Source organism: Burkholderia sp. S-53, from assembly GCF_025560745.1.
Taxonomy (GTDB): Bacteria; Pseudomonadota; Gammaproteobacteria; order Burkholderiales; family Burkholderiaceae; genus Burkholderia; species Burkholderia pyrrocinia.
This window is the reverse complement of sequence record NZ_CP090484.1, coordinates 2,452,034-2,476,466: the sequence shown is the minus strand read 5'-3', so window position 1 is coordinate 2,476,466 and position 24,433 is coordinate 2,452,034. Positions and strand designations below refer to the sequence as shown.

Genomic DNA, 24,433 nt, shown 5'->3' with positions numbered 1-24,433 from the left:
AAGGGATTTGAATCGGCAACGCCGCGAAATGCTCCGGCATCCGAACGATACCGGAGCACACCATGCCGCTCACCCGGCCAGCAGCTTCAATCCGGCCGGCAGCGTCTCGCCGAACACGCGCACCGTGTCGGCTTCGTCGAACGCGATCGCTTCGCGCACCATGTCGATCCACGCGGTGGACGCGTTCGCGGCCGACAGACGCTTGATCACCGCGTCGCGCGTATCGTCCGGCAGGTCGCGTGAACGGTCGCCGGTCATCCGTGCAATCTGCGCGGCCGCGAACGCGGCCGGCTCGACCTGCTTCCAGTCGAGCGCGAACAGCGCATCGAGCCAGCCCTTGGCGACTTCCGCAGGCACGACACTGTGCGCGCTGCCGTAGAACGGCCGGCGCGCACCGATGCGCCCGAGCGCCCACGCACACAGCGCACGCTCGGCCGGCTTCTGCAATTGTGCGATCAGGCGCTCGGCCAGCTCGACCTTGCGCTCGACGGGCAGCCGTTCGAGCGATGCGGACAATCGCGTCATGTCGGCCGGGCCGACCTTGCCCGGATCGAACGGCAGCTTGCGCCGCTTGTCGTCGGACGGTTCGAGGAATGCGATCGCGTCGCGCACCTGCGTCTGCGCATCGTCGTCGAGGCCGCCGGCCACGCGCCGCCACAGCGTCCACCACTCGGACCACACCTGCCCGTCGTTCACGTATTGAATCCCGTCGTCGAACAGCGGCCACAGCTGCTCGATGCGCCATGCGTCGAGCGGATGGCCGAAGCCCGGACGCAGGCAATAACCGGCGAGGTTCAGCCACGCGCGTTCGTGATCGGCCGAGCGTCGGCGCCGCCGCGCCCGCGCAAGCAACGCGTCGAACAGTTCGCGCGCGAGCGCGACGTCCCATTCTTCGCGTGCGCCGAGTACTTGTTCGAGCTGAGCACGCAGCCGGCGCGTGTCCTTCGGCGTGACGTCCGCGGCCTTGCTGCCGAACGAGCGCTCGATCAGCTCGATCGCGTGGTCGAGACGCGGATGGCGTGCAGATGCGTCGTCGTCGCCGTGCGCCGGCGCATCGCCGCGCAACTGGAATTCGAGCCGCCAGCGGCGCGCCGCGTCGTCGGTCGCGATGCAATGCATTTCGAGCGTACCGACCTCGGTCAGCGACGCGGTGAGCTTCACCGGTGTTTCGCGCGCATCGCTGCCGGCCTGCCGCTCGACGACCGTCGCGATCGGCGGCAGCCGCACGAAATCGCCGCCGTCGAGTTCGACGAGATCGCCGGGCCGGTACGCGGTGTCGGCCACCGTCGACACGAGGTGGAAACGCACCGGCTGCCCGAGCTGCAGCGCGAACGTACGATCCTCGAGCCGGATCTCGCGGCCCTCTTCCGCACCGCGCGGCAGCAGGCAGACGCCGCGCGCGGCCGCGTCGCCGGCACCGTCGTCGAGTACGAGGAAATAGCTGCGCGCGGAACCGCCGCCGATGCGCGGCGCATGCCCGGCGCGCGCGAGCCCGTAGGCCACCGCGCCGCGCGCGACCGCCACGTCCGGATGCGCGTTGTGCAGCACGTCGAGCGGCGCGCCGCGCCACGCGCCGAGCGTCTGCGCGAGACGGCCGGCGAGCGCGCCCGCGCGAAACACGCCGCCGTTGAGCAACAGCGTGTCGGGCAGCGGGCCTTCGGCATGACGGTTGAGGAACGCGGCGACGTGCCGCGTGACCGCCGGGTCGCTCGCATACGGCAACCCGAATTCGACGATCGCGGCCCGCGCGCGGCGCGGCAATTCGCCTGCGTCGACCTGCGGAAAGAAACCGTCGACGACGATCTGTTCGACTTCCTGCCGTGTCAGCTCGGCCGAGCGCGCGCCGCCGACGAGCTTGCTGCCCGCGCCGAGCAGCGTCACGGTGACGGACGCCGGTGCGTCGTCGCCGAGCAGCCGCTCCTTCGCGGCACGGCAGCGCTCGACGAGCTGCGACAGGCTCGCGGCCGACAGCCGCGTGCCGGGCTCGGTCAGCCGCGTCTCGACCAGGCGCGCGAGCGCGAGGTCCATGTTGTCGCCGCCGAGCATCAGGTGATTGCCGACGCCGACGCGCGTAAAGGTCGGTTCGCCGTCGTCGCCCGATGCGACATCGACGAGCGTGAGGTCGGTCGTGCCGCCGCCGACGTCGCAGATCAGCACGCGCCGCGCGTCGGCGAACGTATCGCGCAACGTCTCGCGCTGCCCGTACAGCCAGTCGTAGAACGCGGCCTGCGGTTCTTCCAGCAGCCGCAGCGCGGGCAGCTTCGCGCGCCGCGCGGCCTCGACCGTCAACGCGCGCGCGCCGTCGTCGAACGACGCGGGCACCGTCAGGATCACGTCCTGCTTCGCGAGCGGCGCATCGGGAAAACGGGCGTCCCACGCGTCGCGCACATGCGCGAGATAGCTCGCGCTCGCGTCGACCGGCGACACCTTGTCGACGCCGTCGGCCGCGCCCCACGGCAGGATCGCCGCGAGCCGGTCGACCGACGCGTGCGACAGCCAGCTCTTCGCGCTCGACACGAGCCGGCCCGGCACCTGCGCGCCGAGCGTGCGCGCATAACGGCCGATCACGGCCGGCAACGCGTCACCAGCGCCGCCGTCGCGACCGGCTGACCCGCCGTCACGGCCGCCGCCCGAACGGGCGGCCGCGTCGCGCGCGCCGGCCGCCTGCCACGGCAACCTCAACGCGTCCGCCGCGAGCTCACCCGCCGCCGGGTGATAGCGCACCGACGGCAGCAGCGGCTGCGCGGCCACCGCGCCGGGGCCGACGAGTTGCTCGACGTCGAACACGCGGATCGCGTCGGAGCCGGCCTCGACGTATGCGACGACCGTATTGCTCGTGCCGAGGTCGATGCCGACCGTATAGCGCTTCATCGCGCTCAGGCGGCGCCGCGCACGTCGAACTCGACCTTCCAGCGCTCGTTCGTGCCGCTCGGGATCGCCTCGAGTTCGAGCGTACCGGCTTCGGTCACGCGCGCATGCAGCTTCACCGGCACGATCTCGCCGACGGTACGGCCTTCCGCGGGCAGCGTCGCCTGGATTTCCTCGAGCTCCTGCAGTTCTTCCGCCGACCAGTAGTCGAGCAGCGTGCCGACCTGGTCCTGGCGGCGCACCGACGAACCGAAGAAGCGGAACTGCACCGGTTCGCCGACGACGAGGCCGAACTCCTGCGGCGGCAGCGCCGCGTCCGAGCCTTCCTCCATCCCGAACGGCGCGACGCACAGCGCCTGCACCGGCGGTTCGAGCCCCGGCACCGCGGGCATCGCCGATTCGATCGCGACGTAGTACGCGCGCGCCGTGCCGCCGCGAATGCGCACGCCGCGGCCGCGCTTCACGAAGCCGTAGTACGCCGCGCCACGCGCGACCGCGAGATCGAGATCGGCGCCTTCGAGCAGGCGCGCGGGCGGCGCGCCTTCGGCGGCGAGCCAGCCATTGAGCGTATCGAGCACGCGCTGCGTGAGCAGCGCCGACTTGAACACGCCACCGTTGAACAGCACGGCCGTCGGATGCAGGAACGTCGCGCCCTGCGGCAGCGTGCGCTGCACGCCTTCGAGCGTGTCGAGCGCCGCGACCTGGCGGCCGAGGAACGCCGCGAGATGGCGCGTGATGCCCGCGTCCTGCGCATACGGCAGGCCGAGCTGCGTCAGGCCGACGCGCGCGCGGCTCACCGGCCGCGCGGCCGCATCGACCTGCGGGAAGAAGCCTTCGAGGATCGTCTGCGTGAGTTCCGCGCGCGTGAGCTCCGTGCGGATCGAACCGCCGATCAGCTTCGAGCCGCGGCTCGGCACGACGAGCGGGACCGCGTCGGTCGTCGGGTCGGACAGCAGCGTTTCCTTCGCGGCACGGCATGCGTACGTGAGCGCGCGCAGTTGCCACGGATCGGCCTGCGTGCCCTGCTGCGCGAGCTTGCGCGCGACGATGTGCGCGAGCGCGAGGTCCATGTTGTCGCCGCCGAGCAGGATGTGCTCGCCGACCGCCACGCGATGCAGCTCGAGATTGCCGTCGCGCTCGACCACCGCGATCAGCGACAGGTCGGTCGTGCCGCCGCCGACGTCGACGCACAGGATCAGGTCGCCGACCTGCACCTGCTTGCGCCAGCCGCCTGCGCTCTTCTGGATCCAGCTGTACAGCGCGGCCTGCGGCTCCTCGAGCAGCGTCATCCGCGAGTAGCCGGCGGCGCGTGCGGCCTCGGCCGTCAGTTCGCGCGCGGCAGGATCGAACGATGCGGGGATCGTCACCGTCACGTCCTGGTCGGCGAACGGCGCATCCGGATGCGCGTGGTCCCACGCTTCGCGCAGGTGCGTCAGGTAGCGGATCGAGCTTTCCAGCGGCGACACGCGCGACACTTCGGGCGGCGCGTCGCTCGGCAGGATCGCCGCGCGGCGATCGACGCCGGGGTGGCACAGCCAGCTCTTCGCGCTCGACACGAGGCGGATCGGCGTGCCGGCGCCCCGGGTGCGCGCCATCTCGCCGACCGCGAAGCCGCGCGAGGCCGTCCACGGCAGCGTCAGGTCGCCCTGCGTCAGTTCGCTTTCATGCGGCAGATAGAGGAACGACGGCAGCAGGTCGCGCGACTCCAGCGCACCGGGCGCGGTGAGCTGCGCGATCGGCAGCACCTGCTGCGTGATGGTTTCGCCGTCGCTTGCGGCGCTGTCGACGTACGACAGCGCGCAGTGGGTCGTACCGAGGTCGATACCGATCGAATAGCGCGGATCGCTCACAGTTCCACCTCCGCCGGTGCGACCACCGATGCGTCGTGGCTGCCCGTCAGCTTCGGCAGGCGCACGTCGGCGACGCGCCAGCCGCGATGGCTGACCGTGCCCGTGAACGGCGCCAAGCCGACCACGTTGCCCGTCACGCGCACGGCCGTTGCGTCGAAACCGGCCGGCAGCGTCACGCGGCTGCCTTCTGCTTCGTCGCGCACCGGCACGATCGTGAAGTGTTCGCGCAGCGCAGCGCGGCAGCCGTCGTGCACGAGGCGCGCGGCCGCGCCGATGTCGGCGTCCGCGTAGCCGGCGATGTCTTCCTCGACGAAGTCGATGAAGCGCGCATCGCGCTGCAGCAGGCCGAGCAGTTGCAGCGCGGCCTGCGGGCTCGCTTCGCGCAATTCGGGCACCGGGGCCTTCACGGGTGCGGGTGCAGCCGCCGGGGCCGGTGCGGCCGCGGGTGCCGGCGCGACCGGCGCCGGGGCGCCGTCGCGCACGCGCAGCACGCCGGCCGCGAACTCGCGGTTGCCGAGCACGGAGAAGAACGTGCCGACGGCAAGCGACAGCCGGCCGAAGAAGGACAGGTTGGATTCGGGCATGGGGTCTGGACTCCTGTGGGCTCGCGACACGGCGAGCGATCTTGCCTGGGCGCACGGCCGCCGCCCGGCGCGTGATTCGGACGCGCCCTCGCGGGTGCGGAAAACCCGTATTTTGCCCTGTGGCGGGCGAACCGGGCAGAAGTTGGGGGACAGAACATCGCGGCACGACGGTTTTGGCCGCGCCGGATCGTGCCGGATCTCAGGTCAGCCGCGATCGATCGGGATGCTGCGGCGCGTCAGCGCGTGTAGCCCCGCAGCGCGGCCTTCGCTTCGAAATCGCGCGACAGCATGCCGAGCGTGACTTCTCCGAAGCGCGCCAGCAGCGACGCTTCGGCATCCTTAAGCGTCGCCGACAGGTGCGCGTTGACGGCCTGTTCGACCAGGCATTCGGGCTCGTCCTCGGGCACCAGATCGGAGAACAGCGGCGGCTCGCCCACGGCGCGATAGACGTCGAGCAGCGTGATGTCGTCGAGCGCGACGCTCAGCACCCAGCCGCCGCCGTGCCCTTTCTCCGACTGCACGTAGCCGCAGTCGCGCAAGCCGCCGAGCAGGCGCCGCACGACGACCGGATTCGTGGCCAGCATCGTCGCGATCGTCTCCGACGTCAGCGGGCCGTCGGCCTGGTCCATGTGGATCAGCGCATGCAGCATGCGCGACAAACGGCTGTCGGTTCTCACGGGCGGGACTCCCCTCTTTCGAAACTTCTGAAGTTGCATGAATGATACCATCGCCCTATCATGCAACTTCGCGTGTTTCATGAATTGGCCGCCATCGGAGCACGTCCGTCATTCACGCAGGTTCAGAAAAGGAGCGGGTGCATGCATAACCATCATGAAGTGATCGTGGTCGGCGGCAGCTTTGCGGGGCTGTCGGCCGCGATGCAACTGGCGCGCGCACGACGCCGCGTGCTCGTGATCGACGCCGGCCGGCCGCGCAACCGCTTTGCCGAACACGCGCACGGGTTTTTCGGGCAGGACGGCAAGCCGCCCGCGCAGATCGTTGCCGAAGCCGTCACGCAACTGGACGCGTATCCGACTGTGCGGCGGCTCGACGGCGAAGTGCGCACGGCCGAGCGCGATGCCGGCGGCCGCTTCCACGTGACGCTGTCGGACGGCAGCCGCGCGAGCGCCGACCGGCTGATTCTCGCGACCGGCATCCGCGATGAGTTGCCCGCGCTGCCGGGGCTCGCGGAACGCTGGGGCATCAGCGTGCTGCACTGTCCGTATTGCCATGGGTACGAGGTAAGTGGCCAGCGGCTCGGCGTGCTCGCCACGCATCCGTTTTCCGTGCATCAGGCGATCCTGATTCCGGACTGGGGCCCGACGACGTGGTTCACGCAGGGCGTCGTCGAAGCGAATGAAGAAGAAGCCGCGTTGCTCGATGCGCGCGGCGTGCGCATCGAGCGATCGCCGGTCGTCGAGATCCTGGGCGATGCGCCGCGTATCGAAGCGCTGCGGCTCGCCGACGGGCAGGTCGTGCCGATCGACGCGCTGTTCGTCGGCGCGCGCACGGTCATGACGAGCGATCTCGCGCAGCAGCTCGGTTGCGCGTTCGACGAAGGGCCGCTCGGCTCCGCGATTCGCGTCGACACGTGGAAGCAGACGAGCGTCGCCGGCGTGTTTGCCGCCGGCGACGCATCGAGCCTGATGACCAATGCGACGTTCGCGTCGGCATCGGGGGTGGCGGCGGGGGTCGGTGCGCACCGGTCGTTGATTTTCGGGCTGCACGACTGACGGGAATGCGTGCAGCCGGGTGTGGCGCGACGCGCGGCGCTTTCGTCGTGTGACAAAGGCCAACCTGTCGGACCCGACATGGGCTCGCACACGGTCGCGTCATCGCACGCATTTGCCGCGATTCGCAGCCGCATCGATGGATTCGTCGCGTGATGTGCGGTTTAATGCTCGGTAATGCCAGCATTAAGAGACATGAAATGCTCGATCTCGACGACCTTCGACTCGTTCGCGCGATCGGCGCGTCGCGTTCATTGGCCGCTGCCGCGCGCCTGCTCGATCTCACGCCGCCCGCGGTCACGATTCGCCTGCAGCGGATGGAGGCGCGATTGGGCGCACGGCTCGCCGTGCGGCAGCCGAAAGGGATCGCGTTGACCGACGAGGGGCAACGGCTGTACCAGGAAGCCGTCGATATTCTCGAGCGCGTGGAGGCGCTGCCCGTCAGCATTTCGGGCGACCACGGCGACGTGCAAGGCACGCTGCGCGTCGTCGCCCCGTTCGGCTTCGGGCGCAAGTACGTCGCGCGGATCGTGCGCGACGTGCAACGCGCACATCCGAAGCTCGAAATTTCGCTCCACCTGTCGGAGAGCCCGCTGACGAGCGCGTCGGCGGCCGACGTGGTCGTGCACGTCGGCAGCCTCAAGTCGTCTTCGTGGATCGGCTATCCGCTCGCGCCCAACGAACGCTTCCTCTGTGCGAGCCCCGGCTACGCGCGTCGCATCAAGGAACTGAATCATCCTTCCGACCTCGCACGATACGACTGCCTGTGCCTGCGCGAAAACGACGAGGACATTCCGCGCTGGCGCTTCTCGCCAAGCGGCGACGGTCGACGCGAGTCCCGGCGGTCCACCGTGATCCGCGTCACGGGCGCGCTATCCTCCAACGACGGCACCGTCATCACCGATTGGGCATTGGCCGGGCTCGGGATCGTGGAGCGCTCGGAATGGGACGTCGCCCCGCTGCTGGCGAACGGCAAGCTCGTCCGGTTGCTGCCCGGCTGGAGCCTGCCGCCCGCGCCGGTGACGGCGCTGTTGCCGTCGCGCACCGGCCGCTCCGCGCGGCAACGCGTTTTTCTCGAAGCCGCGCGGCAGTTCCTCGATCCGCCGCCGTGGCGCGGCAAGGCATGAGCCGCACCGCAGCCCGCGCGATTCGGTCGATTAAACCGTGCTTAATGATGGATTAGTCACGCGTTAAACACGGTGACCGTCGGTTGCCCTACAGTGTTCGCGTCGGCAACACTCCGAGGCAACGCATCGTGGACATTCGAACCCTCAACACCCCGGCCGCATTGATCGATGTCGGCCGCATGCACCGCAACATCGACCGCATGCAGACGCATCTGGACGCACTCGGCGTCAGGTTCCGGCCGCACGTCAAGACCACCAAATGCCGGCAAGTCGTCGACGCGCAGATCGCTGCGGGCGCGCAAGGCATCACGGTGTCGACGCTCAAGGAAGCCGAGCAGTTCTTCGCGGGCGGCGTCCGGGACATCGTCTATGCGGTCGGCATGGTGCCCACGAAACTGGGCCAGGCACTTGCGCTGCGCCGGCAAGGCTGCGACCTGAAGATCGTCGCCGACAGCCTGCAGGCCGCGCACGCAATCGCCGAATTCGGGCGCGAGCATGGCGAGCGCTTCGAAGTCTGGATCGAGGTTGACGTCGACGGCCATCGCTCGGGGATTCCGCCGGAAGACGACCTGCTGATCGACGTGGGCCGCGCACTGGTCGGCGGCGGGATGATGCTGGGCGGGGTTCTGGCTCATGCCGGCTCCAGCTACGACTACAACACGCGGGACGCGCTGGTGGCGATCGCCGAACAGGAGCGCAGCCGCACCGTGCGCGCCGCGGAACGCCTCAGGGCCGCCGGGTTGCCCTGCCCGGTCGTCAGCATCGGTTCGACGCCTACCGCCCTGTCGGCGGAAAACCTCGACGGCGTCACCGAGGTTCGCGCCGGCGTGTATGTGCTGTTCGACCTCGTCATGCACAACATCGGCGTGTGCGAGCTGTCCGAGATCGCGCTGTCGGTGCTGACCACGGTCATCGGACACCAGGAAGAGAAAGGCTGGGCAATCGTCGACGCGGGCTGGATGGCGATGAGCCGCGACCGAGGAACGCAGCGACAGGCCCGCGATTTCGCCTACGGGCAGGTCTGCGCCGAAGACGGCGACGTGCTCGGCGACTACGTCGTGAGCGCAGCGAACCAGGAGCACGGCATCGTGTCGCGCGCGGGCTCGCCCGACACGGGCATCGCGCAGCGGTTTCCGATCGGAACGCGCCTGCGCATCCTGCCGAATCACGCGTGCGCCACCGGCGCGCAACATCCCGAATATCAGGCTATCGGCGAAGACGGCACCGCAGACGCGTGGCCGCGCTTCTACGGATGGTGAGCGGCACCCTGCGTCGAAGCCATCCTGCCCATGCATTGACTATTTGTCTAAATCTGGACACACTTTAAACCTTCCCGATTCGCCTTGGGCCGGAAAGCCTGACCCGACATGCCGACAGACGCCCGACTCCTTCTTCTCGACCGCGATACCGTCGAGCCCGCCCTTCGGGCCGAGCAAGTGATGGCTGCGGTTCGCGAAGCCTTCGTGCTGCACAGCCAACGGGCCGGACGCGTGTTCCCGGTGGTCCGCGAGAAGCTGCACACCGGCGGCGTATTCGGCATCAAGTCCGGCGACGTCGCGAGCCAGGATCTGCTCGGGTTCAAGGCGGCCGGGTTCTGGCCCGGCAACCGGACCCGCGGCGGCGAGCCGCATCAGGCAACCGTCGCGCTGTTCGATCCGGCCACGGGCCGACCGCTCTGCATCATGGACGGCAACGCGATCACCACCGCGCGGACCGGTGCCGCAGGCGGCCTCGGGCTGCAACTGCTGGCGCGCCGCGACAGCACGCGAATCTGCGTGTTCGGCACGGGCGTGCAGGCGCGCGTCCAGCTCGAATACGCGCTCAGGCTGCTGCCGCAACGTTGCACGGTGCAGTACGTGAACGTCAGTGGCGAGCCGGATCCGGTGTTCGAGTCGGCGTTCCGCGAACGATGCACGATCCGCGTCGCTCGCAACCGGAACGACGCGGTGGCCGGCAGCGACGTGGTCATCACGGCAACACCGGGCGGTGGTGCGTTGTTCGATGCGGATGCTGTTCAGCCGGGTACCCATCTGACTTGCGTGGGCGCCGACACCGCGGGCAAGCGTGAAATTCCGGCCGGCGTGCTGGAACGCGCGCGCATTTTCGTGGACGATCACGATCAGGCGCGCAGCATCGGCGAGTGCCAATGGGCGCCGGATCTGCCGCGCACCGAAATCGGCGACCTGCTCGCCGGAACGGCGTCGATCGACCGCTCGCCGAGCGACGTCACCGTATTCGACATGACCGGACTCGCGCTCCAGGACCTGACCGTCGCGCGTTTCCTGTATGAGCAGGCCATCGAGAACGGCACAGGAATCTCCGTTCCGTGGCCGTGGTAAGCGACTTCACCTCTTCAACCGCCATGCGTCTCGCCAAAGTATCTGCCCTCTCGTTCGACCTGGACGACACCCTGTGGCCGTTCGGGCCGTCCGTCGCACGAGCCGAAGCGGCGCTTCGCGCATGGCTGATCGAGCACGCACCCGATACCGCGAGCGTGCTGCCCACGCAACAGACGCTGAGCGAGCTACGTGAGGAATACGAACGTTTGTGCCCGGACCTCGTCAGCGACTATCGGGCGTTGAGAATCGGATCGATCCGGCTTGCGCTGGAGCGCGCGAACGAAGATGTCGCGCTGACCGAGCGTGCGTACGAAGTCTTCTATGCCGCGCGCAACCGGGTCGAGTTCTATGAAGACGCGTTTCCGGCGCTGGAATGGCTGAGCGCCAGGTTTCCGCTGATCGCGGTGACCAACGGCAACGCGGACCTCCGGCTGACCGGCGGCGGCGAATTCTTTCGGGAAACGCTCAGCGCGCGTGCGTTCGGGATCGCGAAGCCGGAACCCGAGATATTCCATGCGGCGGCGGCGGCGCTCGACGTGCGGCCGGCGGAATTGCTGCATGTCGGGGACGACTTCCACCTCGATATCGTCGGTGCATTGAATGCGGGACTTCAGGCGGCATGGGTGGTGCGTGATAATCAGCCGGAAGTGGAGCGCGTTGTACATCGCGCCACGTCGCCGCATCTCACCATTAGCGACTTGTCGATGCTGTGTCGCGCGCTCGGCGGGACTGTCGAGGTGTCGTGACCGCATGCCAGCGGAATTGCTCTATCGATCTTGTCGTTCGGCATGACTGATGCCGCGTTCTTCGCGTCTGCAATCCGCTGCGAGCCTTCAGCTGCATCCGACTGCACTATCCCCGATGCGCGTCAATCAAAGATGGCTTGATATCAATTTAACCAAATCAAAGAAGATATTATCAAGCCCCAACCTCAGCCCCCCTCCTTTCCCCTTGAACTTAAAAATATCTCCTATGACGATGGCACCACTCTGCCTCACCAAGTCCACAGTCATCGAATAAAAATCATCATCACCATCAATCTCAATCGTCAGATCGACCTCTTCCGGATAAAAGCTTACACATGCAACCCCACCCACTTCATTTCTATAAAACCCTGATTTTGACGACTCAATCCCAGCCACCCCATCAACTGAAATTCTCAATTTTTCAACATATTCTTTCAAATAAAGATCAATAGCCACACCCATCACCCCCCTCGACCAGGAGCTTCTCTTAAAACCTCATCCGTAACCGAGTGATTTTCCCCTCCCCTCAATTTGGCCCAATCAGTCAGTTTGGCGTCGACCGGATCGCCTCGACCAGCGTCCTCTCCTGCCTCTCCCTGCGGACGAAGTGGATCCGTATTCCGGCCACTCTTGCAGCCTTGCTAATCGCGCCCTTGCTTTATTCCACACTTTGTAGCGCACTGAATACGCAACTTCGATTCACCAGAAAGCTGATCAGACAACTATCTCCACACATTTCCCCACGTCGATGCGCCTTGCAAGCAACTCCTCAATCTGACCGACCCTCAACAAACTCCCCACCTCTACTTCTGCCAAAGCACCCGAGTTATTTTCAATATAGCCGGCCAAGCACGCTACTACGCTTTTATTTCTTAATCTTCCATCCAAAAAATCAATTAACTGCTGCCTAGCACCCTCCCCCTCCTTTCTGAATATATCGTTTGCAGCCTGCCGGCTCCAATCTGTAACAAGTGCCGCCGTTCTTTTTTTACCTTCATAACATATATCCACCCACCCCCCAAAAATCTCCGAAGGAATAGAAAATTTTCCGACAGATAAAAAATCACCGTACTCCTTCGAATTTGAATTTTTTTTTTCAAAATAAATCAAAAAATATGACATCGCATCCCTCTATTTTTTTGGATAGAAAATATGCGCATCCCCAACCACCTCTTCGTGATTATTTGGATGAACATGTGGCAACCTGCCTTCCGTACTACCAGTAACCCTATCAGGATGAGCGTCATGCTTCATCAATTTTCCACACGCACACCGTTTACCCAGACTTATAGCTTCACTACGATTGTCAGCGTGCACGTCACCACCTTTCTGAACACGAGCAATCGCTTGCTTATCAGTAAGATCTCGCCCTAATTCGACTCGCTCAGCAGTTCGCGTCGCGACTCTGTAGCCCATTAAACCAAGCGGATCGATCCAGGCTGTTGGGTCTGGCGCATATATGAAGACGTTGATCCCACCCGCCAACCCAATCGGATCCTTGCTGACGAACCGCCCGCTATTCGGATCGTAGTACCGATACCGGTTGTAATGCAGCCCCGTCTCTTCATCGTGATACTGCCCCGGAAACCGAATCGGGTTCGTCGCCTCATTCCGCTCCGGCGTCTCCCGCCAGACCGTCTTCTCCCCGCCCCACGCCCGATACCGCCCCAGCCATACCACCTTCCCCGCGTCATCCACCAGTTCCTGCGGCGTCCCCAGATGATCGTTCTGGTAAAACAGCGTCGCATGCCGTGTCTTCGCCGGCACCTGCACGAACCGCCCGTCCGTGCCTGTCGCAATGAATGCCGCCTCCACCAGCGTCTCGTCCAGCCGCGCCAGCGGCACGAACGTCCCCGGTTCATGCAGGTAGATCGACGCCCCTCGCCACTGAGGCCGCTCCCCGAACGTATGCATCCGCTGCGCCACCGGCAACGAATACTCATCGGCCGGATCCTCCCGCACCACAATCGTCGGACGATGCATCACCGGCTCACGCTCGCCCGGCTGCTGCGGCGGGATATGGAATCGCTCCTCCAGCAGCAGCACATCGCCGTCCCACGTGAACACCGTCCGGTCGATGCTTCCGTCCCGCTGCCCCACGTCCTTCAGCGTCCGACGGCCGAACGCGTCATACGCGAAGCTCACGCGCAACTCCGGCCGCACTGTCCCCGAAACAAAAACCACGCCACCCTGCTTCGTCTCGATCCGATCGATCTCATCTGCCGCCGGCGGCTTCGCATAACGATCGGCCCGTTCGAGCCGGTGCGCCGCGTCGTATTTGTACAGCCACGTCGCCCCGACCCGCTCCACCTTCCGTACCAGGTTCCCGTGTGCGTCATGCGTGTAGCGCGTGCGATTCAGTTCCGTCAGCACGTTCCCCACGCACTTCGGCAGCGCCCGCGTCCAGTTGATCAGCGCCCCCAGTTCGTCCGACAACCGCTTGCGCCGCTCGAGCTGCGCCGGCGTCATCCGCTCGCCCGGGTGCGCTTCCGACCACGCGCGATCCTCCGCGATGACGCGCGGCACCCGCGCCGTCAGCGCCTCGAGCGTTTCCTCGCTCGGGCGCGGCGGGATCTTCTCCGGATCCACCGGATTGCCCGCCGGATCGAACGCGAACACTTCCTTCAGGTCCGGCGTCGTCGCCTTCAGCAAGCGCCCCGTCGGATCGTATGTGTAGTCCGTCGCCCCGCGCGTACGATCCTCGATGCGCGTGAGCTGCCCCGCCGCGTCGTACCGGAGTTCACGTCCGGCGATCCAGTCGGACGGCCGCGCGTTCGCATCGCGACGCACGATCATCCGTTTGAGCCGACCGGCCGGATCGTATTCGCGCGTCTGTTCGAAGCGGCGATGCCGCCGCACGGTCTCGCGATGCAACTTGTCGCGCTCGAAGTCCACGAGCGGCTGGCCGTCCAGCAGCACGCCATGCAGGTGACCCGACCCATAGCGCAGCCAGTCGATCGTGCGCGTGTTCGGCAGTTGCGTGCGAATCCGGTTGCCGAGCGCGTCGTATTCGTGCCGGGTGACCGACGTGTACTCGCCGCGGATATCCGGGCGGATCGTCTGTTCCTCGGCGATCAGGTTGTCGGCGGCGTCGTAGTGCAGCCGTACGAGGCTGCCGCGCCCGTGCGCAGTCGTCAGCCGGCCGCGGGCGTCGTAGTAAAAGCGATCGGTCACCTGGCCGCGACCGCCCGCACCCTTCGTCTCGCGCCGCGTCAGCCGCCCGAGCGGGTCACGCGTGTAGGTCGTCGCGATGTCGCCTTGCTGTGAGCCAGTCAGTTGCCCCGCGCCGTCCCACGCATAACGGGTCGTGCTGCCGTCGAAATCCGTCTGTTCGACGAGCCGCCCCAGCCGGTCGTAGGTAAACCGCGTTTGGTCCCCGTTCTCGTTGGTCAGCCGCTGCAGCCGCCACTGCCGATCGTATGCATACGCCAGTTCCCGGCCCGCCGCATCCTTGCGCCAGGTCGGTTGTCGACGTGCGTTGAACATGTATTCGGTGACCTGGCCCGCCCCGTCGCGGTAGGTCCGCAAGTTGCCTTCGCCGTCCCACGTGAAGTGCTCCTCGATCCCGTCCGGATGCGTGATGCCGGCGATCTGGCCGCGCGCGTCGCAGCGGTAAAGCGTGACGTGGCCTTCGGCGTCGGTGACACGCGACAGGTGGCCACGCTCGTCGTAGCCGTAGCTCGTCGCGTGGCCGGAGCAGTCGGTCGCCTCGGCCAGTCGTCCCGCGTGGTCATGGCGGAAGCGTTTCACGCCGCCCTTCGGATCGGTCAGCGACAGCAACTCGCCCTGGACGCCCCATGCATAGCGGGTCATGCGCCCGGCCGCATCCGTCGTCGAGACCGGCCGGCCGAGCGGGTCGTAGGCCGTTTGCGTGGCGCGGCCGTCCGGGGTCGTGACGACGACGGGCAGACCGTTCTCGTCGTAGTCGATGCGCGTGGTGTTGCCGAGCGCGTCCGTCTCGGCCGTGAGACGCCCGTGAGCGTCATACGCAAAGCGTTGCGTGTGGCCCAGCGCGTTCTTCGAACCGACCAGACGGTTCTGTTCGTCCCATTCGTACGATTCGGTCGAGCCGTCCGCGTGTTCGACCAGCACGATCCGGTTGTGGTAATCGTAGCGGTGGATCGTCGCATTGCCATCCGCATCGGTGACCTTCGTGTACCAGTGTTCACGGTGGTACTCGAAGGTCGTGTCGTCCTCGACAGGCTGGCCTTCGTTGCCGTACCACGTGCGCACGCATCGCGCGTCGGCCGGCGCAGGCACGCCTTCGCGCCGACCCGGCCAGTCCCACGCGAGGTTCGCGGGATGACCGTTGAAATCCGTATAGCGCGTGAGCAGGTGCTGCTCGTACGCATACGTACGCCGGAATCCGAGCATGTCGGTGTGCCCGGTCAGGTCGCCTGCGACGTGGTACGTGTAGCGCGCCAGGGCCTCGTTGGCGAGACCCGCCACGCCATCGCGGTAGATCGCCGAGACGCGGCCATCGACGTAATCGATGCGGATCGCGTTCCCCGCGCCGTCGCCGATCGTAATGAGCTCGCCGGCTGCGTTGTAGAGGAAGCGCAGGCCGAGACCGTCGCGGTTGGTACGGGAGATGAGACGATAGCGGGCATGCGTCGCCGTACCGTGCAGTTCGTAGCGTTCGTGCGAGCCGTCGGGGTACGCCAGCAGAACATGCCGTCCATCCGGACGCGTTACGGTGAACTGTTCGGTCGGCACGTCGACCGATTCCCCGATGCCGACCGGCGGCAGCGGCACCGCGCGGCTATCCGGATCGAAGAACGTCAGCAGGCCGTCCCGCTCTTGCAACGACAGGTGATATGCACTGCTCCAGCGCGCCCCGAGCGGGCTCGCGTCGTAACCCGCGAGGCTCGACCGGTAACGTCGGGTCCACACGATCGGCACGACGCCATCGAGCACGAAGTCCGTCTGCTCGAGGTTCTCGTCGCCCATCGCATAGTTGACTGGCTTGTTGCTGCCCGTCTTCGGACACCCGCAGCCGTCCTTTGCCGGCAGCAGACTCGGCTCAGCGCCCTTCTGCGTCGAATCGCGGTGCTCGCCCGGCTTCCGGTGCGGCTCGCGCATCGTGCCCGGTGCGGCCTGCGCCACATGCGACGGCATCTTGCGCGCCTTGCGGGCCGTGATCTCCGCAGTGATCTGCGCGGCCATGAACAGCAGGCTGCCGGCTTCCTCCACGTTGCCGAACGCGCGGTCCAGCATCGGTCCCGTGTTGCGATCGAACTCGTCCAGCCACGCGACGATCGCATCGCGCTGCCCCGACACCTTGAGCAACTGGTCGATGCCGATCAGCGCGATCTCCTCCGACGACGGCACCCATGACAGGAAGCCCGTGTTCTTCCTGACCCGCCCCATCTGTTCGGCAGTCGACACGGGATCGAGCACGAAGCGCCGCACCGTGCGCGACGCATCGCGCACGCCTTGAACGATGCTGTCCTTCCACTTCCGGAGATGCGTATCGAGTTCGGCCATGAACGCGAGCACGTCGCCGCCGGCCGTCGCCCAGAACAGGTCGACCAGCACCGCCGCGCCGGCCCCCTTCGCGAACGCGAGCAGCACTTCCTTGACGACCGCGCGCGCCGGGCGCGTGGCGTTACCCGCCGCCGGCACGACTCCGATCGCGTCGATCGCGAGGATTCCCCAATTGAGTACCTTCTTCGTGCCACCCGGCTCGCTGCAGATCCGGTAAATGTCGATACCGACGTCGTGCAGCGACATCGCGTTGCCGACGAACGGCACCATGTACAGGCACTGCACGAAGATCTCGAGGCCGTGGTTCCTGACCGATTCGGTGCCGGCGGTAACCAGCTTCGGCGATGTGCCCGGCGCGGGAACCGGACTGACGATGACACGCCGCGCTTCGGCGTTTTGCTGGAGCGCCTGAGGAATCCGGCGCTGAGGAGTGGAAGGAGCTGCAGTTCCGGTCATAAGTTGTTATCTGTTTCGAACGGGAAGCGGACGCGACGCGCGAATCAGCGCGACACGGTGGTTTTGACGAGGCCGGGCGCAACATCCGGTTTCGCTGCAGTGGCGCGATTGGCGGTGGCATTCGCAACCGGCTGGCCGACCATGTCGAGTGCGGATCGAGCGCGCTCGGCGACATCGCCTTGCGCGCCACTTGCCGCGATGCCCGACGCCGCCTGGACGGAAACCGCGGACTGCAGCGCCTGCACGACTTTTCCGGCTTCCGGTATTGCCGCCGCCATCGCCGCCCCGACGAGACTGGGCACCGCCTGACCGGCATCGCCACTCGCTGCCGAAAATTCCGGCACCCCGTTCGGGTCGCCCCATTTGCGCGCAGCATCCTGAAGATCGTGGTCTTCCTCGCGATACTCGACCGTGCCGCCGCCGCGCGGCACATTCGTCACCGTGCCCCGGCCATTGGCATCCAGCCGCCCGTCGCGCCACGACCCGTCCGGAAACGTCACGCGATACGGCGCGTTCCTGACCGGCTCGCCATTCGGATACGCATGCCAAAGCTGCATGCCGGTTTGCTCCTGTTCGGGCATCAGCGGCAGCGCCTGTCGTCGCGTCGCGGACGGCCCGACGCTCAGCGGCCCGTTCAACTGGATCTCGCCCGCGCTGCCGATCTCGACGAGCCCGCCCTCGAGCTTGATATAGGCCCCGCCGCACATCAGCGTCAGCGCCTTCTGCGCATTCAGCGTCACGGTGTCCGACGTGCTCGCGATCGTCACGCCCTTCAGCGCCGTAAGTTCGAGCGCATCCGCTTGCGCCTGCACGTCGACCTTGCCCGCGCCCGCATACAGCTTCATTCCCTGCGCGTTCGCATACATCGACACCGCGTTTCCGGCCGCGACCGTGTAGTTGCCGCCGATCGCCGCATCCGCATTGCCGCCCGTTGTCGTGAAGAGATGTCCGCCGGCCGCCAGTTGCAGGTGCTCGCCACTGGCGATCGCAACGCCGTGCGGCGCGGATGCGAGCAGCACCGCCGCTTCGAGATCCTTGATCCGCGATTCGAGCAACGCCTGCTGCGCGTCGCACGCGGCCACCGTCGCCCGGGCCTTCTCGACCGCATCGGTCAGACTGCGCATGCGTGACCGGGCCGCGTCGAGCTGCTGGCGGGCCGCCGTCATGTCGAAGGCCTTTCCGCGTGCATTCGACTGGGCATCGGCCGTCAGGAACAGCCCCTTGCCGGCACGCACGACACCACGCTCGTCGGTTCGGACCTCGAACCCTTCGCCGCGCGTCTCCTTCCGGTTGTCGACGAGATGCCCGAGATTGACCTGTGTCTTGCCGCCATAATCCGTCGACAGCTTGATGCTTTCTCGTCCCTTCCGGTCCTCGAAACGAAGCTTGTTGTTCGCTCGCGTGCGGATCACATTGCGTGTATTGAAGCCGTCCCGGCTCGTCACCAGGTCGACCGCCTGACTGTCGTGATGCGCATGCGCGATATACGGCCGGTTCGGATTCCCGCCGGCAAATGCAATGGCCACCTCGGTATCGGCCAGCAGCGGAAAGTGAAAACCCGTCTGATTGCTGCCCGCGAACGGCTTGGCGAGCCGAAGCGGCACGCATTCGCCGCCGGCCGGCCAGGTGTCGAAATCGAAATCGAATCGCACCGTGTAGTGGCCGCCGCTCGTCAGATGCGCATACGGCGATGCATCGGGCGTCGTGACGCGCGCCGACAGCGTGCCTGCAATCGTCGGCCACCGTCGCTCGTCGAACTTCAGGCGGAACGGCCGGCCGCACGGAATCGCCTTGAACGTGTTGATGTACGACGCATCGCGTCCGCCTGCGTGACGCACGGAAACGATGACGATCCCGTGCGGCGCATCGGCCGGCCGCTCGTCGAGCTTCGCGACGAGCCCCGGCGCGAAATCCACCACCGAACTCCGCCCGGAATACACGACCTGCCACGCAACCGCGGCCTCGTGGCGCAACTGCGCTTCGCATCGGGCTTCGTCGCCGTCCAGATGATGCGTGCCGAACACGTAACGCCGCCCCCACGTGGTCGGATCGTCGCGAGCGATATTCGCTTCGGCATTGAAGCGGTCGTAAGCCTTTTCGGGGTTGTAATCGGCGACCCTGACCGACTGTGGAATGGTTTCGCTCAGCGACTCGAGCGACAGCACGGCCTCGTGGCTCGTTTCGAGACCGCTCGCCTCGCGGTACGGAATAACGACATCCGGACGATACGTATAGGCATCGACGTCATCGCCGAAATGCAGTTCGTCGCCATGCTGTCCCGCGCGGAAGAAGCAGAACAGGCCCGCCTGCTCCATCAGCAGGCGGACGTAGTCCCAGTCGGACATCCGGTATTGCATGCGGAAGGCGAGACGCGGATAGGCGCGCCGCAACTTGAACGAAAACTGGTGGGAGCGGAATTCGTGCCGCCTCAGGATCGACTCGACGATCTCCGGTACGGACTGTTGCTGATAGATGCGCGACGCCTCGGTCAAACGCAGGCGCGCGACGAACGGTTCGACAACGATGCGATACGACACGAAATCGCGCGTCTTGCGTATCTGTCCGAATGCCGTGATACAGCCGGCGAAGGTGCGGACGGCATCGGCGCCGCCGCCGATTCCCGCCGGCTCGATTGTGAAGGTCGCTGGGCGATTGAGATAGTCGGTGCGCGCGAGCGAATCGGCGCTCGTCAGCGTGAGTTCGATTCTGTAGGGCTCGCCGAATTGCTCATCGAGCACGAACGACATGATCGACAGATCCTGTGCCCGAGGCGCGCCCGGCACCTCCAGGAAATACGTCTGACGACCGGTTATCCACTGCGCGAACGCACCTTGTATTCCTCGTTCCTGGACCATGCTTTTCCCTCAGCAACCGTCGCTTTTTCTCGGAAGCTGAAGGGATAACGGATGGCTGCATTCGCGTCCAGCGAACGGCAACGGTTTGAAACAATGTTCGTGGTCGATCACGCCATTTGGCCTGACCGACCACCGTTTCACGCCGCCTTGCGCGCCTCCGCAATCCGCTGCGGCGCCTTCGGCCGCGCATACAGCCGGTCGAGATACGCCCGCAGTTGCGGGAACGGTTCGATCAGGTTGCATTCGCCGGCCCAGTCGATCAGGTAGGCCGTCACGCAATCGGCCACCGTCAGCGTGTCGCCGACGATGAACTCGCGCCCTTCGAGATGCTTGTCGAGGATCGCGGCCATCGTCGCGAAATCCTCGCGCGCCAGTTCGATGTCGGCCGGCGAGCGCTTCTCCGGCGGATAAAGGAACGTGTGCCGCGTGATCCGCCACAGCGGCTGCTCAAGCTCCGTCACCGCGAACATGACCCACCGATACGCCTGCGCGCGCAGCGCCGGATCGACCGGCAGCAACGCCTTCTCCGGGTACTTGTCCGCGAGATACAGCACGATCGCGGCCGACTCGGGAATCACGCGGTCGCCGTCCACCAGCACCGGCACCTTGCCGGCCGGATTGATGCGCAGGAATTCGGGCCGCTTGTGTTCGCCCGCGAGCAGGTTGACCGACACGAATTCGAAATCCGCATCCAGTTCCTTCAGCCCCCACAGCGCGCGTTGCGAGCGGGTGCCGGCAAATCCGTAAAGCTTCATCGCCAGTCTCCATCCAGAATGTCGGGAAAATTTCCGCATGCCGGCCACCGCGCATCGACGCAACGCAACACGCGACACACGACACGCGGCGACCGCATCGTTCACGCGCCGGGAATCGGCAGCACCGGCATCACGTCGATCTGCTCGCCCGGGAAAATCGTGAAATGCGGATGGCCTTCGAACATCGCGGCCGCCGCGTCGTGCGAAGCAGCACGCACGACCGAAAACGCGCCCATCGCGTTGGCCGTGTCCTTCACGCCGCCTGCGTCGACGGTCTTGGTCTTGCCGAGCGGCCCGCCCAGCTCGACGACCGCGTCGCGATGGCGTTCGACCCACGCCTTCCATGCGGCAATGCCCGCCTCTTCCTTCGCGCGCCGCTCCTGGTCCGAAAGCGCCACCCACGCCTTCATCTGCGGGCTGTCCTTGCTGCCGAGGAATACGGCGAGATACAACTGCTGTTGAGCACTCATGCTTTCTCCTCCGGTGACGGGCGCGGCGGGCTGCCGCGCCTCGACCTTGACAAGATAGGTTGATATCAACACAATTGCAACATGGCACGAAAAGAAAAGCTCCCTTTCGAAACGACGCTGATGGTGCGCGATTGCTGCCTGTGCCTGCACATGCAGCGCGCGGCGCGCAATCTTGCGCGCATCTTCGACGATGTGCTGCGTCCGCTGGATCTCACCAACGGGCAGTTTTCGCTGCTGATGTCGCTGAACCGGCCGCATCCGGCCCCGATGAAATCGGTCGCGTCGCTGCTCGCGATGGACCGCACCACGCTGACCGCCGCGCTCAAGCCGCTCGAGCGGCGCGGGCTCGTCACGATCGCGCAGGATCCGGACGACGGGCGCAGCCGTCTGCTCGAACTGACGCCCGCCGGCCACGACCTGCTGGCCGAAGCGTTTCCGCTGTGGCAGCAGACGCATGCCGACATCGAACGGCCATTCGCGCCAGGGGAAGTCGATCTGTTGCGCGGCCAGTTGCGCACGCTGTCGGAGGAGCCGGCTACGCGCGGCTGAACCGGCGCCCGGATCGCGGCCGCGTGCCGCGTTACTTCCTGGCCTTCTTCGGCAGCAGCAGTTGTGCGAATTCCTGCAGGAAATGCACGGGCCCGTGCTCGTGCAGCGCACGCCCGCTGCTCAGCGCACCGTCGATGACGGTCGCGAGCCGCAGCGCGAAGGTTTCCGGCTCGTCGATCCGCATCGCGCTCGCCAGTTCCGTCAGCCGGCGCCGCAGTTCCTGCTTGTGCGCGACGGCGACCTTGCGGGCCGGATGGTTGTCGTCCGCATATTCGGCGGCGATGTTGATCTGCGGGCAGCCGCGATAGCCGGGGCGCGCAATGCGCTCGCCGATCCATTGAAGCTGCGCGTCGAGCTCCTCGCGCGGCGTGCGCTTGTACTGCTGCGCCACCGCATCCCAATGCGCCCAGAAGTCCGCGTCCTCGCGCAGCAGGAACGCCTCGATCAGGTCGTCCTTCGTCGTGAAGTGACGATAGAGGCTGGTCTTCGCGACGCCCGCCTGCGCGACGATCAGATCCACGCCGACCGCGCGCGTGCCTTCCCGGTAGAACAGCTCGCTGGCCGTTTGCAGAATGCGTTCGCGCGTGTCGGGCACGCTCCCGTGTGTATCCGTTCCCTTTTTCATCCCAGCTCGGCCGCCCAGGGCCGCCCGTACCGCAACAGTGGACCGATCATAGCACCGCGAGGTTGACGACGCTACAGGTCTGTACTATAAAACAGACCGTTCTGTAGCGGAGTTGATCATGGACGATCGAAAGACGGTTGCAGTCTATGGCGCCACGGGTCACACCGGGCGGTTCGTCGTCGCCGAACTGGCCCGGCGCGGCGTGGGCGCGATCCGCATCGGCCGCGATGCCGCGCGGCTCGCGGAAAGCGGCACAAGCGACGCTGCGCGTTCGCGCGTCGCCGCGATCGGCGATCCGGCCGCGCTCGACGCCGCGTTGCGCGGCGCGGATGCCGTGATCAACTGCGCGGGTCCGTACCTCGATACCGCGCTGCCGCTGGCCGATGCGGCGCTGCGGGCCGGCATCCCCTATCTCGACCTGACGGCCGAACAGCCGTCGGTGCTGGCGCTGGCCGAACACGCCGATGCCCGTGCGCGCGCCGCAGACGTGACCGTCGTTCCCGCCGCGGCGTTCTACGGCGGCCTGGCCGACCTGCTCGTCACCGCCGTCGTCGACCCGCGCCTGCCGGTCGACCGCGTCGATATCGCAACCGGCCTCGATAGCTGGCACCCGACGCGCGGCACGCGCGTGACGGGCGAACGCAATCGCGCGGTGCGGCTCGTCCAGAAGGACGGCAAGCCGACGCCGGTGCCGTCGGCGGCGCGCGAACGCGTGTGGCCGTTCCCGGCGCCGATCGGCAGCGCCGACGTGACGCTGCTGCCGTTTTCGGAAGTGATGACACTGTCGCGTCATCTGCGCATCGATACGATCGAATCGTGGCTCGCGACGCTCGCGCTGCGCGACGTGCGCGATGCCGCCACGCCGCCGCCCGAACCGACCGATGCACTGGGCCGCTCGGCGCAGCAGTTCGCGATGGACGCGATCGTCGTGCAGGGCGGCACGACGCATCGCGTCACCGCATCGGGACGCGACATCTACGCGGTCAGCGCGCCGATCATCGTCGAGGCGGCCGTGCGCCTGATGACCGGCAAGGTCGTCGTTTCAGGCGGCGTGCGCAGCCTCGGCGAATTGTTCGATGCGCGCGATTTCCTCGCGGCGCTCGATACGGTGGCAGTATCGTTCGGCACGACAACCGATCCGGTTTTCACAAGGAGAGACAAGCATGAGCAGCAATGAGAAAGGCGCGTATTTCCGATCGCTTCACCGCGCGGGCCAGCCGCTGGCGCTGTTCAACGTGTGGGACGCCGGCAGCGCGCGCACTGCAGCCGACGCGGGCGCGGTCGCGCTGGCGACCGGAAGCTGGTCGGTGGCAGCGGCGAACGGATTCGTCGACGGCGAGCAGATGCCGCGCGCGTTCGTGATGGAAGTGCTCGAGCGGATCGCGCGCGCCACGGACCTGCCCGTCACCGTCGATCTCGAAAGCGGGTACGGCGAGCGGCCCGAGGATGTCGCCGAGACGATCGCGCTCAGCATCGAGGCCGGTGCGGTCGGCTGCAACCTCGAAGACAGTTTTCCGGCGACGGGCGAATTGCGCGACGTCGACGAAGCGGCGGCCCGTCTCGCGGCGGCACGGCAGGCGGCCGATCGCGCGGGCGCCGACTACTTCATCAATGCGCGCACCGACGTGTTCTTCACGGCGCCGGCCGATACGCACGACGAACGCCTGCTCGACGCCACGCTGGCCCGCGCACGCGCATATGCGGCGGCCGGCGCCGACGGCCTGTTCGTGCCGGGCCTGCGCTCGCCTGCGCTCATTCGCGCGCTGACGGCCGCGTCGCCGCTGCCGGTGAACGTGATGCGCGTCGCGGACACGCCGACGCTCGCCGAACTCGCCGACTACGGCGTGGCACGCATCAGCCACGGGCCGTATCCGTATCTGCAGGCGATGAAAACGCTGGCGGCGATGATCAAGCAAGGCGGCTAACGGATTCGCGGGACCGCCGGGCGTCGCGGCGCGCGTCGAACGATTACATGCGATGTAATTGGCGCGC

At 66.6% G+C, this 24,433-nt stretch carries 19 protein-coding genes; 8 read left to right on the top strand and 11 right to left on the bottom strand.

All coding sequences use genetic code 11. The annotated features are described in order from the left end of the window. Positions 1–69 precede the first annotated feature (69 nt). The 4 genes from LXM88_RS33230 to LXM88_RS33215 form a co-directional block, all read right to left on the bottom strand. Positions 70–2,871 (bottom strand): Hsp70 family protein, encoded by a 2,802-nt coding sequence (locus LXM88_RS33230; RefSeq protein WP_262543694.1) that lies wholly within the window; start codon positions 2,869–2,871, stop codon positions 70–72. A gap of 5 nt (positions 2,872–2,876) precedes the next feature. Further along, positions 2,877–4,718: an Hsp70 family protein gene (locus LXM88_RS33225; RefSeq protein ID WP_262543693.1), complete on the bottom strand. Its 1,842-nt coding sequence runs from the start codon at positions 4,716–4,718 to the stop codon at positions 2,877–2,879. Beyond that, the gene (locus LXM88_RS33220; RefSeq protein WP_262543692.1) at positions 4,715–5,302 is read right to left on the bottom strand and encodes a DUF2760 domain-containing protein; all 588 of its coding nucleotides are present in this window, start codon (positions 5,300–5,302) and stop codon (positions 4,715–4,717) included. Before LXM88_RS33220 ends, LXM88_RS33225 begins: the two co-directional genes overlap by 4 nt. Before the next feature lie 236 nt (positions 5,303–5,538). Beyond that, the gene (locus LXM88_RS33215; RefSeq protein WP_065502838.1) at positions 5,539–5,979 is read right to left on the bottom strand and encodes an Rrf2 family transcriptional regulator; all 441 of its coding nucleotides are present in this window, start codon (positions 5,977–5,979) and stop codon (positions 5,539–5,541) included. A 141-nt stretch (positions 5,980–6,120) separates the two neighbouring features. Between LXM88_RS33215 and LXM88_RS33210 the strand changes: the two genes are divergently transcribed. From LXM88_RS33210 to LXM88_RS33190, 5 genes are all read left to right on the top strand, one after another. Continuing rightward, positions 6,121–7,035: an NAD(P)/FAD-dependent oxidoreductase gene (locus LXM88_RS33210; RefSeq protein ID WP_262543690.1), complete on the top strand. Its 915-nt coding sequence runs from the start codon at positions 6,121–6,123 to the stop codon at positions 7,033–7,035. A gap of 197 nt (positions 7,036–7,232) precedes the next feature. After that, a complete protein-coding gene (locus LXM88_RS33205) occupies positions 7,233–8,159 on the top strand; it encodes a LysR substrate-binding domain-containing protein (RefSeq protein WP_262543689.1) in 927 nt (308 codons plus the stop codon). A 179-nt stretch (positions 8,160–8,338) separates the two neighbouring features. Then, positions 8,339–9,418 (top strand): DSD1 family PLP-dependent enzyme, encoded by a 1,080-nt coding sequence (locus tag LXM88_RS33200; RefSeq protein WP_412524177.1) that lies wholly within the window; start codon positions 8,339–8,341, stop codon positions 9,416–9,418. A gap of 108 nt (positions 9,419–9,526) precedes the next feature. Then, the gene (locus tag LXM88_RS33195; RefSeq protein WP_262543686.1) at positions 9,527–10,498 is read left to right on the top strand and encodes an ornithine cyclodeaminase family protein; all 972 of its coding nucleotides are present in this window, start codon (positions 9,527–9,529) and stop codon (positions 10,496–10,498) included. Positions 10,499–10,521: 23 nt separating this feature from the next. After that, a complete protein-coding gene (locus LXM88_RS33190) occupies positions 10,522–11,244 on the top strand; it encodes an HAD family hydrolase (RefSeq protein ID WP_262547050.1) in 723 nt (240 codons plus the stop codon). Positions 11,245–11,370: 126 nt separating this feature from the next. On the opposite strand, the gene LXM88_RS33185 is transcribed toward LXM88_RS33190, so the two are convergent. The 6 genes from LXM88_RS33185 to LXM88_RS33160 all read right to left on the bottom strand — a co-directional run bounded on the left by LXM88_RS33185 (position 11,371) and on the right by LXM88_RS33160 (position 21,267). Further along, a complete protein-coding gene (locus tag LXM88_RS33185) occupies positions 11,371–11,706 on the bottom strand; it encodes a hypothetical protein (RefSeq protein WP_262543685.1) in 336 nt (111 codons plus the stop codon). 252 nt (positions 11,707–11,958) lie between these two features. After that, on the bottom strand, positions 11,959–12,366 hold the full coding sequence (locus tag LXM88_RS33180) for a hypothetical protein (protein ID WP_262543684.1): 408 nt from the start codon (positions 12,364–12,366) through the stop codon (positions 11,959–11,961). A 9-nt stretch (positions 12,367–12,375) separates the two neighbouring features. After that, complete coding sequence (locus LXM88_RS33175) at positions 12,376–17,187, bottom strand: RHS repeat-associated core domain-containing protein (protein ID WP_262543682.1); 4,812 nt, start codon at positions 17,185–17,187, stop codon at positions 12,376–12,378. A 44-nt stretch (positions 17,188–17,231) separates the two neighbouring features. Beyond that, positions 17,232–19,934: a type VI secretion system Vgr family protein gene (locus LXM88_RS33170; RefSeq protein WP_262543681.1), complete on the bottom strand. Its 2,703-nt coding sequence runs from the start codon at positions 19,932–19,934 to the stop codon at positions 17,232–17,234. A gap of 245 nt (positions 19,935–20,179) precedes the next feature. After that, positions 20,180–20,797, bottom strand: coding sequence for a glutathione S-transferase family protein (locus LXM88_RS33165; RefSeq protein ID WP_262543680.1), 618 nt, complete (start codon positions 20,795–20,797; stop codon positions 20,180–20,182). A 101-nt stretch (positions 20,798–20,898) separates the two neighbouring features. Then, positions 20,899–21,267 (bottom strand): hypothetical protein, encoded by a 369-nt coding sequence (locus LXM88_RS33160; protein ID WP_262543679.1) that lies wholly within the window; start codon positions 21,265–21,267, stop codon positions 20,899–20,901. Between the two features lie 81 nt (positions 21,268–21,348). Between LXM88_RS33160 and LXM88_RS33155 the strand changes: the two genes are divergently transcribed. Continuing rightward, on the top strand, positions 21,349–21,816 hold the full coding sequence (locus tag LXM88_RS33155; protein ID WP_262543678.1) for a MarR family winged helix-turn-helix transcriptional regulator: 468 nt from the start codon (positions 21,349–21,351) through the stop codon (positions 21,814–21,816). A 31-nt stretch (positions 21,817–21,847) separates the two neighbouring features. On the opposite strand, the gene LXM88_RS33150 is transcribed toward LXM88_RS33155, so the two are convergent. After that, positions 21,848–22,441: a TetR/AcrR family transcriptional regulator gene (locus LXM88_RS33150; RefSeq protein WP_262543677.1), complete on the bottom strand. Its 594-nt coding sequence runs from the start codon at positions 22,439–22,441 to the stop codon at positions 21,848–21,850. A 118-nt stretch (positions 22,442–22,559) separates the two neighbouring features. Here LXM88_RS33150 and LXM88_RS33145 point away from each other — a divergent pair, with 118 nt between their 5' ends. After that, on the top strand, positions 22,560–23,618 hold the full coding sequence (locus tag LXM88_RS33145; protein ID WP_262543676.1) for a saccharopine dehydrogenase NADP-binding domain-containing protein: 1,059 nt from the start codon (positions 22,560–22,562) through the stop codon (positions 23,616–23,618). Next, the gene (locus tag LXM88_RS33140) at positions 23,605–24,366 is read left to right on the top strand and encodes an isocitrate lyase/PEP mutase family protein (protein WP_262543675.1); all 762 of its coding nucleotides are present in this window, start codon (positions 23,605–23,607) and stop codon (positions 24,364–24,366) included. Before LXM88_RS33145 ends, LXM88_RS33140 begins: the two co-directional genes overlap by 14 nt. The last annotated feature ends 67 nt before the right edge of the window (positions 24,367–24,433 follow it).